Below are 16799 nucleotides of genomic sequence, written 5' to 3'. Positions count from 1 at the left end.
TGGAAATGTCATTAATGATTATTTATCTTGATGATCTCATTGCTGGGTAGCGATCGCCCCTTAACCTCTACTTTTCAAGCTCCCAAATCTTGACTTTGCTGATAGCGATCGCCCCCACCCATTTACAACGTGGCTACAAGTTCCTTTAAGCGATCGCGTCCATCGCGGAATACTGGCCAACCATCCCCCACCAGCACTGCTTCTACCCGACTCAGTTCTGCTAACCTGCGAACCGAAGCAACAGCTTCCTCTCGATTCAGCAGCTTGTCATCTGGCAATATAGTTAAACTACCTGCTTTGCGTGCCCTGACTAAATCCCCTGTGATCAAAGTTGTTTCCTCCAGTAATAGAGCTAATTCACCAGGAGTTTTTGAGCCTTGGAGTTCAATTACCTCCAGTCCTGGCACAAATTCTTCACCGTCAGACAGCCAGCGATCGCAAGGTATAGGGAAAGTATCTTTTTCTGCCACAGGGCCAGCTATTTTAGCATAAGTTTGATCGGCAATTTCTTTACTTGCCCTGATATGCTCAGAATTCGTCAGCACAATCCAAACTACACCACCGAGGGATTTGAGATGATTCCAATCATGGTTTGATAGGGCTACTGGGTCAATCAAGATGTTGCCATCTGGGCGAATCCAGGCAATCCCATTGAAATCAATATTTCTTGCCGGATTGAAATTAGACCAGCTATACAGATCGGGACGGTGCAAAGATTTCATGATGATTCTGGATCGGTACTTCAGTAATTGACTATTTATATCAATAATTAAGTATATAGATAATAAGAGCATTGGGGATTGGAGATTGGGCATTGGTTATTCTTCTCATCTCCCTAATTTTTCCTCTGGATCTGGAATTTGAGCTTTTGTCATTAATCAAGCTATTCGTTCCTTTGTAGCTACTTCGCCTTGGCTAAACCCGTTGTTTAGTATACATAAGCAAAACTAACAATTTGAAGACAAATGTTAGGGTAGCTCCGCACCAGAACAATGTTCTGGTGCTGTGTCTTAGAATTTTTGTCAGGACTTACGCAACTGGCACAGGGCGATCGCACCTCTATTTTTCTTTTAAGGTATGGAAAAAGCGATCGCACTCCACCCAATACTACTCGGTTAAGCATTTTGAACTCAGAATTTGGTTTGGGGAAAAGGTTACTGGGGTTGGGTTAAAGGTTTTTTCTTTCCCTTTTCCCCTTCCCCTTTTCCCCTTAACCGAGAAGTATTGGCACTCCACCTATCGCAGATTGCAGGAATTAGCGATCTATAATATCGATTTGTAACAAAGTTAAATAGATAATTGCTCACAATTTCGCCCCACTGTTTTGGAGCGATCGCGCTCTTACAATCACAATAGTAGCTTGATACGTATATCTCTGCGTTCATTCCATCAAAATCAAGCGTAGAGGATCTAAACGCACATACCAAGGGAAAGCTTGGTCTTTCATAGTCGCCCATTTTTCTTTGAAAACTTCAGCTTGCAAATGATAATCTTGAGAATTCTTGCCAGCCGAATGTAGTTTGAGAAACAACGTCATCCGGTGAGGCGTTTCACTTGTTCGCACTAACCAGCAGGGAAAGGTATTTTCTTGTGATGAGTCGTTGGTAAAAATAAACTGATGGGCACGAATGCCGATGTGGGATAATTCGCTTTTGACAGGTTCAATTACTTGAAGAGTACAACCCCAATCAATCGCTTCCACCTGTTGTGATGACTGAAGAACAGCACGGGAGAAGTTTTTACATCCGGTAAGTTGGGCGACACTCACAGTAGCTGGATGCTGGAAAATATCATGTTTGCTGCCATAATGAACAGCTTTACCATGCTCCAATACCAATAGATTCGGGCAAATTCGATAAGCTTCTTCCATATTATGGGTGACCAATAGAGTCACACCTTGGTAGTCAGCTAGAGTTTCTGTCATTTGCTGCTCTAATTGACTACGCAGATGGGTGTCAAGTGCTGAAAACGGCTCATCTAAAAGTAATGCTTCCGGTTGACTTGCTAATGCTCTTGCTAAGGCTACCCGTTGTTGTTGGCCTCCAGAAAGTTGGTGCGGATAGCGATCGCCTAATCCCTGCAACTGCATCGCTATTAGTTGCTCCTCTACCTGCACTTTAATACTCCCAGGCGATAGTCCTTTGGGCAAGCCAAAAGCGATATTTTGCGCCACACTCATGTGGGGAAACAGAGCGTAATTCTGCACTAAAAAACCGATGCGGCGATCGCGGCTGGGTAAATTAATTCTTTGTTCTGAGTCAAACAGAACTCTGTCATTTAAAACTATCCGCCCATTTGTGGGCGTTTCTATCCCCGCAAGACAGCGCAAAATCATGCTCTTACCTGCTCCCGAACCCCCTAACAATCCCAAGGGTTGCTCATCAGTAGTAAAAGTAACTTTTAAATCAAAGCTAGGAAGTATTTTTTCAATGTTGACTAACAATCCACCAGATTCAAAACTAGAGTCCAACGTATAAAGATTTTCTCCCCCTGCTCCCCCCACTCCCCACTCCCCACTCCCTACTCCCCCCTTCTTTTCCCTCAATTCTTGCCAGAAGTTGACTGCAATAATTCCAGAGAGAGAAATCACCATAATTGCGATCGCCCAGAACCACGCCTCATTCATTGCTCCCCCTTCCACAGCAAAATAAATCGCCATTGGGATTGTCTGCGTTTGTCCTGGAATGTTACCAGCTAACATCAGCGTCGCCCCGAATTCTCCCAAAGCACGGGCAAAAGCGAGCATTGTGGCGGCTGCGATTCCGGGTAATGCTAGGGGAAAACTGATGCGCCAAAAGATTGTGGTTTCAGTGGCACCAAGGGTTCTAGCTACTCGCAGCAAATTACCATCTATTTGTTCAAAAGCTCCCAATGTAGTTTTATACATTAAAGGGAAAGCAACTACGGTAGCTGCGATCGCAGCACCATACCAAGTAAAGACGATGGTGAAGTCAAAAGCCTCCATGAGTTTCCCTACAGGGCCATTTTTGCCAAAAAATAGCAGCAACAAGAAACCAACAACCGTAGGTGGTAAAATCAGTGGCGCAATAAAGATACTCTCAATCAACGATTTCCCTTTGCCACGATATCCCAGCATCCAGTAGGCAGCAGCGATACCCAAGAAGAAGGTGATAAATGTAGCAAGTAATGAAGTTTTGAGTGATATCCAAAGAGGCGATAAATCCAATGGCATAGTTGCAAAGGGAAGAATTAGCTCAACTAATCCCTAATTTACCAACTTTAGTTAAAACATGTTGGTAAAAGTTGGTAGATTACATTTATTGTCAAAATAAAAGCACAACATTGTTGTGCTTCCGTAGTTCCTTTGTATTCTGACAATTCATTGCTATTGTTCACTATTGACCGTTGACGGTTCACGAGTTTTCAGTCAACAGTCAACAGTCAACAGTCAACAGTCAACAGTCAACAGTCAACAGTCAACAGTCAACAGTCAACAGTCAACAGTCAACAGTCAACAGTCAACAGTCAACAACTTGAATGTGGAATAATTTATTTTTTGGAGTTCCCTGAGGTTTTTCACATGGACTGAAAAGTTAGGTTTGTATTCAGTTCATTATGACAACACCTTAATTAGTCCAGTTGAGTGCTGTAGGCACTAAAACCATAAGCCAAAGTTTCCTTTAAACTATCTGATGGCTTAAGACTTCTATTAATAGCATTAGCAAACGGCAGTGGAATTCCTTTAATGGTTTCCGGCAAAATTGCATATTCTTGCGTTGGTTCGACACTGTATTGGGGACACTTAGCTTTTATCCCAGCAGTCGCCAACATTTCATTTATTTCAGCAGATGTATATTGCTTGAGATAAACTGGATTTCTCACAAATGGATTCAGCCTTCTGATAAAATTATGGATAATATGAGAAGGACAAGACTTGTTGTGAAAGGAATGATTAAAAACGAAAATTCCACCGGGTTTTAGTACACGAGATATATCAGCCAACAAATTTCTTAATTGTGCATCTGGTATATGCATAAAGACGCAGTTAGAAATTACCAAATCTATAGAATTATCTTCTAAAGGCATTATTTCAGCCGAATTGCAAATTAAGTTAAATTCAGCTTCAGGAAAAAAATTATATTCTTGTTTAACCTTGATTAACCGCCGCAACAAAGGTTCAGAAATATCAATACCATAATATTTTTCGCATTTCAAATTTTTAGCTTTAGATAGATGTAAAGGTGCGCGACCATAACCACAACCAATTTCTAAAATAGAACCAACAGATTTATTCAATGGAAATTTGTTCCAAGTACCTCCAGGTGTGCCAGTTAATAGAGTGTAATCTTGTTTTATGGGCGATGTATCTGCAAGTTTTTCAACTTTTTGGGAACCATAGTATGTTTTACCAATTGCGTCCCATCTTTTTTTATGTTGAGTATTATTCAATTGTTCATAGTCGTTAGGAAAATAAATGCCATCTCGTAATTCAAAGTCATTCAGACTGGATTTTATATTTGCTAATTGAGACATTATGATTATTCCTCATCAATAGTTAAATCTGTTTCCTGTTATACTCTTAACTCAGCATTAACCGCAAGTGATTTTTACTGAATTACTGCACCTTAGCCTTTCTTTAAAGTCTATAACTGTTTTGAATTCGATGGCTATATAGCGGTTCCCATTCAGATTTGATACAACATTACATCACGAAGTGTAGGGGCACGGCACTGCCCATTGGTGTCAACTTAAGCTAAAACTCATTTAAAACCTCGTTTCCAGCCTCTGGCTGGAAATGTTGATCGTTGGGCTGCTGCCGCGAGTTCGGGAGGCGGGAGCCTCAAGGACGGGCATTCCCAGTCGGAGACTGGGAACGAGACAACTCTCCTTATTAGGAGACAGACTTTGAATTTTCCCCCTTAGAGAGTCGGGAAGAGGGTTAGATTTTTCGTAGCCCTTTCCACATTGAATTGTTAGCTGTAATAGCAATCCATCGCCTGATCAGAACACAAGTTCGTATACATTAGTTGATAGACTGCAACAATCGGAGGCTGGGATGGTAGAAGGGTCACAACAAAAACGGGTGGTAGTTGTAGGTGGTGGTTGGGCTGGTTTAGGAGCAACCTACCATTTGGCAAAACAAGGTTATGATGTGACGCTTCTAGAAGCAGGCCCCTATCCCGGTGGATTGGTGGCAGGTTGGCAAACAGCCGCCGGAAAATCTGTTGAAGCTGGCATTCATGGCTTTTGGTATCCTTACAAAAATATTTTTTCCCTAATCAATGAATTGGAAATTAATCCTTTTACTACTTGGACTCGTTCTTCGCAATATTCGCCAGCAGGTTTGGAAGTTGAATCACCGATTTTTCAAGACTTACCACGGCTTCCCTCGCCACTGGGAACTTTTCTCTACACTCAATTTAAGCGCCTGCCACTAATTGACCGTCTGAGCGCCTTACCTTTACTTTATGCTGTTGTTGATTTTGACAATTCTGATGCAGCTTGGCGGCGCTATGATTTTGTAACTGCCCGTGAATTGTTCAAAGACTTTAACGTTTCTGCACGGCTTTACCGCGAGGCTTTTGAACCAATGTTATTAGTGGGCTTATTTGCCCCTGGCGAACAATGTTCAGCCGCAGCAACTTTAGGGATGCTTTACTTTTTTATTCTGGCTCATCAACCAGATTTTGATGTAGTTTGGTGTCGAGGAACTGTTGGAGAAAAAATATTTCGTCCTTGGGTGGAACGTATCGAAAAAGTTGGGGCGCGAGTATTACCCAAGCGCCGAGTTACAGATTTAATTGTTGATAGTAATCATCGAGCCAAGGGTGTGGTTTGCGGTGATGAAGTAATTGAAGCAGATGCGGTGATTTTTGCAGTTGGAATCACGGGGATGAAGAAAATTGTCTCAACTAGCCCTAGTTTACAAAGCCGTGAAGAATTTCGTAATTTGAGCAATTTGGGAGCAATTGATGTTTTAGCAACGCGATTATGGTTTGACCGCAAAATTGATATTCCTCGTCCTTCTAATGCTTGTTTTGGATTCGACGCAAGTACAGGTTGGACGTTTTTTGATTTGAATGCTCTACATGATGAATATCGAAATGAGCCAGGAACAGTTATTGAAGCTGATTTCTATCACGCGAATCAGTTTCTCAATTTGAGCGATGAGGAGATTTTAACAATAGTTCAGGGTTATTTAGCAACTTGTATACCAGCCTTTCGGGACGCAAAGATAATTGATAGCAGTGTAATTCGGCTACCGCAAGCGGTAACTCACTTTGCACCTGGTAGCTATCGTTATATGTTGCCCGCTAAGACAAGTTTTGAGAATGTGTTTATGAGTGGGGATTGGATTGTGAACGGTCATGGTTCCTGGTCACAAGAAAAGGCTTATGTTACTGGTTTGGAGGCGGCTAATTTGGTGGTGTCTTATTTAGGAGAAGGTCAGCCATCTGAGATTTTAGCTGTAGAAGAGGATGAAGTGCATATCCAAGTGGCGCGATCGCTCAATCAAACTTTGCGTGACTTAAGCAAATCTATCCTACCAGAATTTTGGTTGCCCTAATCCGTAGGGACGCGAAGAGTTAATCAATAATTGTAATCTAAATTCGGTAAGCTAAAGAAAGCGATCGCGATACCATCTTTATAATGTAAATCAAATCACATAAGCTTATGGAGCCAGACTCTTTACAAACCGAGGTGATTCTGACACATCCGCGTGAGTCTCTCGGTAAAGTGCAACTTGATTGGACACCCCAACCAGGAAACTATCTCGATTTTGAAGGTAAAACCTACGCGGTTTTAGAACGCCGCCATCGATACCAACTTAAAGGTGGGCGCTACCGCTTGCATAATATTGCCATTTATGTACAGTCTGCTAAACGACCATCTGAGAAAAGTTTGGTTGCGGGACGTTGGGTAGTTGGCGATGCTACCTGTTCCTACAATGCTCATTCAGAAATTATGCGCTGTGCAGTCAATCCAGATGGCCCTTGCGAATCTTGCCGCTTTTATGAAAAGTTAGAAGTTACAAGTTAGGAGTCAAAAATTTCAAACATGGTTTTGTAGCCGAGTCAGGAGGATGACCTCCTAACTTAGGCATCTACTTAACTGCGTGATAATTGTCTTGATAACTGTCTATAGACATCAAATAAACCGTATGAAATGTCTGAACTCTCTGGACACAAAACCTCATGTGACTCTGGGAGTTTGTACCAAGGAATAGTTGGGTAAAGATGGTGAAGATAGTGATACCCAGTATTATGAGTTAAAAAATTAATTATCGAGTTAAGGTTTGATCTCGTACCGGATACAGTATTAAAGTGTTCATGTACCTCAGACCAACATGAATAGCAAGAATAACACCATACTAGGGGGATAAACCAGTACAACAGTAGGATTTTGAGATGTCCTGATAAAAAGAAGCTGAGAACAACAACGAACCAAAACAGAAATATCTTAAAGCTGCTCTTGTACGGACGCCAGTCCAATTCTTTCATGTGAAGGTAGGCGTCTTCAAAGAAGAGATAAACGCCAAATCCCATTATAGGTTTAATAAATAAGACAAATAACAAGTTTTTGTTTGGTTTGTATAAGCCCAACATTTCATAATATTTAGGTATGTAATCTTTATCGCTCCCAAAATAATTATGATGAGGAAGGTGGTGTTTACGATAAGTAGCTACTGTTCTAAAGACAGGTAGAGCATAGAGAAACTCTAAATTTTCATTCCAGATTTTTCTCTTAAATAAATTATTGTGTGTTGCTTCATGTACTAATCCTTCTCCGATAGCAAATTGAAAAAGGCCGATCGCCCATACTGAAATTAAATAGACAAATATATTATTTATCCAAATGCTAAAAGCAGCAATCATAAAAATTGCAATCCAGTCTCTTAGCAAAGCTACGAAAGCTTTAATATCGTTTCGTTCAATAAAATCAATTGGTTTATTTTGATACATCTGTGCGTTTTTTAACAAATCAAACTACTAAACTGCTGAAGGCTAAGAGGTTGTCTGAAAAGTCCTATTTTAGATATCAAAACGTTTTAGATCCTCCTAAATTCCCCGATAAATTGGGGGACTTTGATTCTTCCCCCAATTTATCGGGGGGTTAGGGGGGATCAATAAGTACAAAGATACAGCAAAATACTTTTCAAACAACCTCTAAGACGAGGGCAATTAAGAAATAGCATACTATTATATACTGCTAGATTCTGTTGATGCCAACTAAACTGCTGTCAAAAAAGGATTCCATTCAAAATTGCTACTGGTTTCAATTGACTAACTCCCCCTCAACTTCCCGCACCAAAAACTTCTCCCACAGTTAAGCGGCTACCATTCACAAAATCCCATCCCGACTGGGGACGTTTACCTGCTAGCTGAACCTCTCGCAACAGCAATAAACCTTCCCCAGTCTGGACGATCGCACCAATTCCTTTAATGATACTTACTATAACTCCTGGTTTGTCTGATGTATTTGACAAATCAGGCAATTTATGCAGTAAATCTTGTAATTCTGGTGGGACGTGATCGCCTACAGAACCAAGCGGAGCAGAAGCGGTGATTTTCAACAGGTTGTTACGAAAGGTAGCGGTGCAGTTAGGGTAAAAGCCTCTGATTTGATTGTGTAATTGGATCGCGCTTTTTGACCAATCCAAAGCATAATCTTGTTTTTGAATCAGAGGTGCATAAGTAGCTGCTAAATTATCTTGGGGAATTGGTTGAATTTCCTGGCGTTCCAACTTCAACAGAGTTTCTACCAACAAATCCCCACCGATCGCAGCTAGTCTGTCGGCTAAATCTTGGGCAGTATCTAGTAATCCAATGGGTGTAGTGGCTATTTGTAGCATTGCCCCGGTATCCATTCCCACATCCATTAACATTGTCGTGATCCCCGTTTCCTTCTCACCGTTGTACAAGCACCACTGAATCGGTGCTGCACCGCGATATTTGGGTAAAATCGAGCCATGCACATTAATGCAGGCTAATTTTGGCATATTTAGGATTTTTGACGATAATATCTGTCCATAAGCGACAACAACAAACACATCTGCATCTAACTGTTTGAGTTTGGTTAAAGTCTCGGTGTCTTTTTTAACCCGTTCCGGTTGCCATACTGGTAAGTTGTGAGCAGTAGCGATCGCTTTTACTGGCGTTGGCGTAAGTTTATTTCCGCGCTCCCGGCGTTTATCTGGTTGGGTGACAACTGCCAACACCTCAAATTCTGGATGATTCAATAACTTTTCCAATGTGGGTACAGCAAACTGCGGTGTACCAAAAAATACAATTTTCATTAATAATTAGTTGTGAATCGTTAGTAATTAATTAATGGTAAATAATATCGGCTGTTTGGTGGTACAATAATTTCGTATTGGTGAAACAAAAGGCTGCAACATTTAACTTAATAGTTAAGTTGACAAGTGTAATAACTAGTATCAGCTGCATCTACCTTTAGTGAGCCTAATAGTTTAGTGGTGTCTCGTCACGAGCCGCTAGAGCATCTACCGAGTAAGTTTTGTTGTGTTCCCGATAATTTGCTCCAAATTGCCTTTAAATGCATTTGGGTTTCTAAAATACTAAGCTGTTACGCAAATAATATTGTACATTTACCTGATGACTGTTAACCGTCAACAGTCATCAGTCAACAGTCATCAGTCAACAGTCATCAGTCAACAGTGTTTATATATTTTAGACGCGCATCAGCCTATTGCATCTTCTAACTATTTCTGTAGTTAAGATTGCAGTTTATAACTTTAGGTTGCTGACAGCAGTATTTTCTGAGTATGATGTATTGTGCGTCTGCCTTAAGAGATTTTCACATAACGCCTCACATTTACCATTATGAGGGTTTGCCCTCTTATATTAGTGTGTAACCTGGCTTGTTTGTTGTGTACTAGCGATCGCTAGTACGATCCCCAATCGCCGATTTATTTCACTCTTGGTTGCCAGGGTTATTATGCGCTGAATATCCTTTGACTAATACCTGTTTTTGGTGTAGTTAGGTATAGCAACTAGCAACATATATTGTGTAGTAATTACTGACTCGTCAGCATACTTACTATACTCGCATATTCTTGTAAAAAAACATCCAGTACCTGAGTAATAAAAGGTGTTGACAATGATACTTAATTTTTGTAAAACTCTGCGAACTTTGAAGTAAAATTCCCGTCAAAGTTTTTAGTTTCTTGTTATACATATAATTACCGCCTGCCCATTGCTGCATAGGTATTGCTTCTCACATAGCAACCGCCCCTCTAGAGAGTCTACAAATGCTTAAACCCCTTTTGCTGTCAGGATGGTTCCGCGCCCAACCATTTCTAAATTATGTTGTTGTTGCAATACTGATTGCACCCTTACTAGGGGCATCAGCTCACTCATTTCAGGTAAAATCCGAAGTATCTAAACTAACTTCGATAACTGGAGATTCTGACTCAGTATCAAAGGAAATAGCTGTAGTAGGGGAACCTGAGATAGCTGAAATATCAAAAACAGAGCAAACCGACTTCTTAATAGAAGAATTGGACTCTGTGCCAACACAAAGTACTACTGTCCAGGAACCGCAAATATTACCAGCCGATAAAATAGAGTCTTTGGCTCAAATACATAGTTCTCTGTCAAGCAGCGATGTAACTATTCCTGATTCTTTGGCAGCAGTTGAACTCGCACCATTAACAGATGTTCCTGTTAGTCAGCTTAATTTAATCCAAAAACTCAAAGCTGCTAATATCAAATCTTTAAAAGGACGAGAAAATTCTCTCTCTAGAGAAAAGTCTTTAACTGAATCATTGACAGCAACTCAAGTAGCACCAACTCTTAGAGAATCAGAACCAACCACAACAACGGAAATACCTGTTTCTGAACCCCGTGATGAGTCCCAAGCAGAACAAATAGATCCCATCGGTAGTCCTCATCCAATTCCTTGGAAATGGATTACAGCAACTCAAGAAGCTATTGGTTCCAAGGGTGGTTCGGGAGTGCGTCACTACCGCAGCATACCTGTGGTTTCTCCAGATGGTAAATATGCAGTTTATAGCCGGGTGCAACTGGAGGTAAAATCAGAAATGTACAACAGCCGTGTCACCAGCGTGCTGTTTGTCCAAGATATGCAAACCAAGAAGTTGTGGGTGATGGCTTCAACTACTCCTGTTAGCGATCCTTTATTAAAGGTAAAGGCTGTAAAGAGGGAGTCGTCAGAAGAAACTGATCCGAGTGGTAAAATTGGGGTATTAGTTCCAGTTAGCTGGTCAGAAAAAGGCGATCGCTTCTTAGCACGCAAGTTTCAGGGTATATTTAATACAGGTGATTCTACAGATAGTGCAGTGATTTGGGATCGGCTAAAAAATCACGCTAATACAGTTGCTCCTGCTAATGCTAATGAGGAAGAACATGACAAAATTGCAGTGTTGTTAGGTTGGAGTAAAAGGCAACCGGATCATGTGTTGTTCCGTGCAGGTGAATTGGGCGAGGAAAACTGGCCATTAATGCAAGTTGCTAATGATGGCAAGACTGTAACGACAACAGACGAAGATCAGCCAATTACTTTTGGTAAAAAGGTTACAGAAATTTGGGCAGGGCCACAAGTAGCCTACCGATAATTTATTAAATATCTTATATACTCCCGTTGTCGTCACTGCTGACAACGGGATTTTTTTTGGCGTTGCATAAAATAGAGATGATTCTTCTGGGGTGGGTATTGAGTCGAGATATGACCAAAAACCTGCAAGATGACCTGGAAAAGCTTGATTTTACGTTGTAAACAATGGTTGAAAAACTTAGATGTAGTAAATTTTCAAACCCAGACAGGATACAATACTGCTCGGTTAAGGAAAAAAAGTAGGCTGAAACCCTTGAAATATCGTTGTCCATAATGCCCAAGAGAGGCTTAACCGAGCAGTATTGAGACAGGATAAAGTTTTTCAGACCATCTTGCAGGAAATTACACGGTTTTCGGTTTCATGCCTAGTTGATATGTTTAACGACATCTATATCAACCCCAAACTATTTGTCAAGGTGTAGTGTAGTTGGTTGGGTTAAAATTTCAGATGAAAGTTGATTAGAGTCAGGATGAGATAGGGTAGAGTTAAAAGCTACTAGCATTGTCACAACAACAGAAAGTTGTAACAAACATATAATAATTGATTCTCCAATGGAGGTAGGTGTTTCAACCTTTAAAAAATTACTTAATAGTGACTTTTGGTTTCTTGAACCCTGACTTGCAGCACAAGCACCACCTAATGAAGCACTGTTGGAGCTAGTTGAGGAAGCGCCATTGTTAGAACAGTTCATAACCATTTCCTTAATTTTGGGGACTCAATTGATATAGGAGTTTATAGGTCAAATATACTTCCAAATCGCTGGTCATAAATTTACAGGACTTACGCAAAAATTGCCAAAAAGCTTAATTTATCGAACCGCCAAGACGCCAAGAACGCCAAGAATTCGTAGAGCGTGCGTAAGTCCTAATTTAATTTCATTAATTCTATGACAACGTTCTTTCTTTGGCTGGCTAATGATTTGAATCAATCGCTCATTCCAAGCTGCATACGGACTATCAAAGAAAATAATTTCAGGTTCTGGTATGCCTTGTATCAGGTAAGCTGCTTTGACTGATTCTATGGCTTTTTGTCCGTCAAGTAGTATTATTGAAAGCGCAATTATTCTCCACTTTTCCCTATAGGTATTGAGCCGAGATGTGTGTAATTTCCGGCAAGATGGACTCTTAACACCTATCCTGTGTGGGTTTGAAAAATTGCTACATCAAAGTCAAAAAAGACGTTATTTACAACGGAAAATCAAGCCTTTTCAGGTCATCTTGCAGAAACTTAACTATAAACTCCAATAAAAATTATTGAATCTCGATTAAAACTATAAAGACTTATTTATCATCCCTTTCCCATTCAGGTATGGCTCCTTTGACTCGGCGGATGGGCAAATTAGCAATTAAAGCTGTCGTTCGTTGGTTGCTTTCTAAGGAGAACTCCAAGCCCTCCGTGTCAACTTCGACATAGCGACAGACTACATCTAAGATTTCTTTCCGCATTTTTTCCAACGTTTGAGGATCTATATCAGCGCGATCGTGAGCAATCACCAATTGCAGGCGACGTTTGACTTGAGTTCGACTGCTATCAGTACCGCGAGAAAAAAGTCGTTCTAGAAGTTCAATCATTACGAATAGGTCTGGCGCGGAGACTGGAAAAATAAGTTAAACAATCTTTGTCCTGAACAACCTTCGTATCCGGGCGAAGATGCTGTCTTGGGACGAGTCGATCTCTAGAAATTCGACACTTTCCCCTTCTAATCTACGAGCAATGTTCTCAAAGGCTGTGGCAGCTAAAGAGGGATTTTCCGCTAACACTAAGGGTTCGCCGCGATTGGTAGATACAATAACACGCTCGTCGTCAGGGATTACCCCGATCAGGGGAATGGCGAGAAGTTCCTGAACATCTTGCACTGACATCATATCATTTGCCTGCACCATTGCGGGTCTTATACGGTTAATTATTAAATGAACACGCTTGATACCTTGTGCTTCAAGTAACCCCACTACCCGGTCAGCGTCACGAACTGAGGAAATTTCTGGTGTACTGATAACTAGCGCTTCTTTTGCCGGCCCGATCGCATTTTTAAACCCATTCTCAATACCGGCAGGGCTATCGATGATTACGTACTGATATTTTTGCGCCAGTGCATTCACCAATAACTTCATCTGTTCCGGCGTGACTGCATCTTTAGAGCGATTTTGGGCTGCCGGCAAAAGTACGAGATTAGGTTGGCGCTTATCTTTCACCAAGGCTTGTTCTAAGCGACACTCTCTGGCTAACACTTCCACCGCAGTATAAACGATGCGGTTTTCCAGCCCTAGCAGCAAATCCAAATTTCTCAGACCAAAATCCGCATCAACCAAGGCAACTTGACGCCCCATTTTGGCTAAAGCCATGCCCAGATTTGCTGAAACTGTGGTTTTACCCACTCCTCCTTTGCCGGAGGTAATCACAATAATGCGAGTCATGATAGAAATACGGTCAATAAGGGTTCAGAAAATATAAAACAGTAAATTGCAGTATAAAGTATGAAGTATCGTATCAACTATGAAGAAATATCTGTTCTCCCTGATCAGGGCGAGGCATGAATATTTGCTTTATTTCATCTTTATCTACTTCATCCTTTAAGTAAATATCTATGGCTCTTGATTGCTCTTGGTAAATTGGTTTCTGGAAAAATCAGTAGCCCTAGCGATACGAATTCCTTGGGGCGTAATATGTGCCACCTCTGGAGAAAACTGCATTGGCGGTTTTTCTGGTGCCCTAGCTACAGCATCTGCAATCCGTAATTGAGTTGGTTCCATTTGCAAAGCCATAATCAGACACTCACGATTGCCTCCAGCACCAGCATGAGCGATCCCACGTAGGCGACCCCAGATGATAATATCTCCATCTGCAATTACAATACCACCTGGATTTACATCTCCCAAGATAATTACTGTACCAGGATGACGAATTTCTACTCCAGAACGGACTGTCATTTCCAAATAGAGCGCATCTGCCTGGGGTGTGGCTGTAGCAGTTGGTTCGGAATTCAGGGAAGTTACGGGCTGTAGTTGTTCTACAGAATACCCCGATGTCACGGCAGCGATCGCAGTTTGCCGACGACTAGTCGAGACTGAGATAAGCCGCAGTTGCACTTCAGTCAAAGCCTCGGCGAGTTCTTGGAGTTGTCTGGCATCTACAAGGCGGTCTTGTGCCATTAAATGCACAGGAGTATTAGAAATACGCAAGCGATCGCCTGCATTCAAACGCTGTCTTATTTGTTGCCAAATATCAGACCAACTCAGTTCTGAGGCAGATAGTTGAGATTCTAGGGGCAGAATTAATAACAGCCGTCCCTCCTGACTTTTCAACTGGACTTGACTATTGTCATTTACGCGATACCCTGATATCACTGACTCATTGGGATTTAAATCAGTAAGAATAAAATCTGATGCCGGATCAGCATTTGACTCGACATCTGGGTTAGCAGGATTTGACTCTATATCCTCAAGGACAGTATTTGATTTTAAATAAAGGAGGACAGAATTTAACTCCGCATCCGGGGGGATAGAATCTGACTCTACATCAGAAACAGTAGGATTGACCTCTACCTCAGAAAGGATAGAGTTTGGTTCTGCATTAGGAAGTGCAGAATTTGACTTTAGATCGGGAACCGCAGAATCATAAGTCATGCATTACTAGCCAAAAGACAAAGAATACACAGATTTTGAATTTTAAATTTAGGATTTGGGATTTGTATTACCTACAAGGAGTGAAAGTGCGTAGCAAGACGTTAGTCTGGCATGAACCAAAAGATTATTTAATCTCAAATCGTTCGACTGAGCGGCTTGCCTTGAGCGAAGTCGAAAGGAGCCGAAGTCTTAAATCTCAAATTGGCAGGGTTAACCTCTGATAAACTGTCCCCAAGGCATCAGCATCGCCGACATTACCGGGAAACAGCACCACAGGTAAATCAGGAAACTGGGGATGATCGGATGGCGTTAACACCATTGAACAACCAGCTAAAATTTGACCGAGTAAACGGGCTGAAGTTAAAGCTAGTCCAGTACTCAAAACATCATTAGAAGTAATGCCACCCTTGCTGATTAAGAATCCTATATCAGATGGTAAACCGCGGACAATATCCATCAATAAACTTGAAACTTTTTCCCCAAACTCCAATCGTGTCTTGACATCTTTAAAATTCAGTTCCTGACGGCTAGTATAAACCACTGGTGTTTTGCCAGCTTCGTGTGCCGCCCGTGTACTTTCTTGAATTTCAGTTAGTAATGCCGCAGATTGATTTGCATCATCAAGTAATCGCGCTACATTCACTTCAATTCCCACCGTTCCCTCTACTTGCAATAGCGCCTCTAATTGCTCAGTAGTCTTTTTCACATGGGAACCAACAATTACCGCACCTGGTTTGCTTTCTCGCACGTACTGAGCCATGTTTTCGGCGGCAATGGGTTGGGGTGGTAAAGCGGCTAAAGCCGTTAAAATACTTGCTGCACTGCGAAACAGAAAGCGTTTCCCTTGACTTGCGGCGGCTAATATGTCTACTGCGAAACGGTTGAGATCATCTTGAGTTTCACCATCTACAACAGCGCACTTATTACCACTTAGTTGTAACAAACGTTCCAAACTACCAGCGCGAATATCAGCTAACAGAAACCTTTCTACAGCTTCAGCATTAATTTGTCCTTGAGTCTTTTCTTCGACGTACTTGGGTAAATAACTGTGATGGTAGCTGAAGACTGAATCACGGGCAAATTCAGTTTCATGGACTGGAGTGGGTACACCGCCGATAATTAAATAATGAACGCTGTCGCGGGTGATGCGTCCACCCTCAAAAAATGCTGGTACGAGAAAATGAGCATCAAAAGGGCCAAGTTCTTGGGCGATCGCATCAGTTTCAATGGGATAATGACCTCGCAAAGTAGAATCAGAACGGCTGACAATCAAAAAATCGTCAATTCCTTCCGCATTCAAAGCTATTTTCAGGTTCTGGCAAACTTCTTTGGTGACAGATGCAGCTGACTCTGGCGTTAGCGATCTAGTATTAGTCAGCACAAAGAAAATCGGCGAATCATCCTGCAACCCGGTGCGTAGAGTGTCTACATCCCAGTGCATTAGCAGCAAGCAGCTGTGGACTGTTTGAGAACCCGTAGGGTCATCATCAAGGACAATTATTTTTGGTTTGTTGCTCATTTAGGTCAACGGGGCGATTGTTTTTTGGGAAAGTTAAAAGGGCGGTTAAAAACCGCGTCTACACAGGCAAAGTCCACCTCCGTGGACTAATAAATCA

General features: G+C 41.5%; 16 protein-coding genes. 6 read left to right on the top strand and 10 right to left on the bottom strand.

Features of this window, described 5'->3' with window-relative positions; genetic code table 11:
* Positions 1–122: 122 nt before the first annotated feature.
* Positions 123–722 (bottom strand): MBL fold metallo-hydrolase, encoded by a 600-nt coding sequence (locus D1367_RS19015; protein ID WP_118167776.1) that lies wholly within the window; start codon positions 720–722, stop codon positions 123–125.
* 297 nt (positions 723–1019) lie between these two features.
* On the opposite strand from D1367_RS19015, the gene D1367_RS31000 reads away from it, so the two are divergent.
* Entirely contained in the window at positions 1020–1172 is a 153-nt protein-coding gene (locus tag D1367_RS31000; RefSeq protein ID WP_181984886.1) for a hypothetical protein, read from the top strand.
* 209 nt (positions 1173–1381) lie between these two features.
* Here the strand turns inward: D1367_RS31000 and modB are convergent, their stop codons facing one another.
* The gene (gene modB, locus D1367_RS19010; protein WP_118167775.1) at positions 1382–3193 is read right to left on the bottom strand and encodes a molybdate ABC transporter permease subunit; all 1812 of its coding nucleotides are present in this window, start codon (positions 3191–3193) and stop codon (positions 1382–1384) included.
* 166 nt (positions 3194–3359) lie between these two features.
* Between modB and D1367_RS30995 the strand changes: the two genes are divergently transcribed.
* Positions 3360–3509 carry a hypothetical protein gene (locus tag D1367_RS30995; RefSeq protein WP_181984885.1) on the top strand — a complete coding sequence of 50 codons (150 nt, stop codon included), beginning with the start codon at positions 3360–3362 and terminating at the stop codon, positions 3507–3509.
* Between the two features lie 82 nt (positions 3510–3591).
* Here D1367_RS30995 and D1367_RS19005 read toward each other — a convergent pair whose 3' ends face one another.
* Positions 3592–4494 carry a class I SAM-dependent methyltransferase gene (locus D1367_RS19005; protein ID WP_118167774.1) on the bottom strand — a complete coding sequence of 301 codons (903 nt, stop codon included), beginning with the start codon at positions 4492–4494 and terminating at the stop codon, positions 3592–3594.
* 523 nt (positions 4495–5017) lie between these two features.
* Here D1367_RS19005 and D1367_RS19000 point away from each other — a divergent pair.
* Positions 5018–6529, top strand: coding sequence for a hydroxysqualene dehydroxylase (locus D1367_RS19000; protein WP_118167773.1), 1512 nt, complete (start codon positions 5018–5020; stop codon positions 6527–6529).
* A gap of 107 nt (positions 6530–6636) precedes the next feature.
* Positions 6637–7002 carry a DUF6464 family protein gene (locus tag D1367_RS18995; RefSeq protein ID WP_118167772.1) on the top strand — a complete coding sequence of 122 codons (366 nt, stop codon included), beginning with the start codon at positions 6637–6639 and terminating at the stop codon, positions 7000–7002.
* Between the two features lie 68 nt (positions 7003–7070).
* On the opposite strand, the gene D1367_RS18990 is transcribed toward D1367_RS18995, so the two are convergent.
* Complete coding sequence (locus tag D1367_RS18990) at positions 7071–7925, bottom strand: fatty acid desaturase family protein (RefSeq protein ID WP_118167771.1); 855 nt, start codon at positions 7923–7925, stop codon at positions 7071–7073.
* A gap of 332 nt (positions 7926–8257) precedes the next feature.
* Entirely contained in the window at positions 8258–9259 is a 1002-nt protein-coding gene (fmt, locus tag D1367_RS18985) for a methionyl-tRNA formyltransferase (RefSeq protein WP_118167770.1), read from the bottom strand.
* A gap of 319 nt (positions 9260–9578) precedes the next feature.
* Between fmt and D1367_RS32855 the strand changes: the two genes are divergently transcribed.
* Both D1367_RS32855 and D1367_RS18980 read left to right on the top strand, forming a co-directional pair.
* Positions 9579–9701, top strand: a complete 123-nt coding sequence (locus tag D1367_RS32855) for a hypothetical protein (protein ID WP_267255646.1) — start codon at positions 9579–9581, stop codon at positions 9699–9701.
* A gap of 533 nt (positions 9702–10234) precedes the next feature.
* Complete coding sequence (locus D1367_RS18980) at positions 10235–11560, top strand: hypothetical protein (RefSeq protein ID WP_118167769.1); 1326 nt, start codon at positions 10235–10237, stop codon at positions 11558–11560.
* 403 nt (positions 11561–11963) lie between these two features.
* On the opposite strand, the gene D1367_RS18975 is transcribed toward D1367_RS18980, so the two are convergent.
* The 5 genes from D1367_RS18975 to D1367_RS18955 form a co-directional block, all read right to left on the bottom strand.
* A complete protein-coding gene (locus D1367_RS18975) occupies positions 11964–12251 on the bottom strand; it encodes a hypothetical protein (RefSeq protein WP_118167768.1) in 288 nt (95 codons plus the stop codon).
* A gap of 589 nt (positions 12252–12840) precedes the next feature.
* Positions 12841–13131: a cell division topological specificity factor MinE gene (minE, locus tag D1367_RS18970; RefSeq protein WP_118167767.1), complete on the bottom strand. Its 291-nt coding sequence runs from the start codon at positions 13129–13131 to the stop codon at positions 12841–12843.
* A 36-nt stretch (positions 13132–13167) separates the two neighbouring features.
* Complete coding sequence (gene minD / locus D1367_RS18965; protein WP_100900385.1) at positions 13168–13974, bottom strand: septum site-determining protein MinD; 807 nt, start codon at positions 13972–13974, stop codon at positions 13168–13170.
* 168 nt (positions 13975–14142) lie between these two features.
* Positions 14143–15183, bottom strand: a complete 1041-nt coding sequence (minC, locus tag D1367_RS18960; protein WP_118167766.1) for a septum site-determining protein MinC — start codon at positions 15181–15183, stop codon at positions 14143–14145.
* 196 nt (positions 15184–15379) lie between these two features.
* Positions 15380–16702 carry a four-carbon acid sugar kinase family protein gene (locus D1367_RS18955; RefSeq protein WP_118167765.1) on the bottom strand — a complete coding sequence of 441 codons (1323 nt, stop codon included), beginning with the start codon at positions 16700–16702 and terminating at the stop codon, positions 15380–15382.
* Positions 16703–16799: the final 97 nt, after the last annotated feature.

Source organism: Nostoc sphaeroides (assembly GCF_003443655.1).
Taxonomy (GTDB): Bacteria; Cyanobacteriota; Cyanobacteriia; order Cyanobacteriales; family Nostocaceae; genus Nostoc; species Nostoc sphaeroides.
Note: the sequence above shows the minus strand (reverse complement) of the source record. Positions and strands in the feature narration are given on the sequence as shown.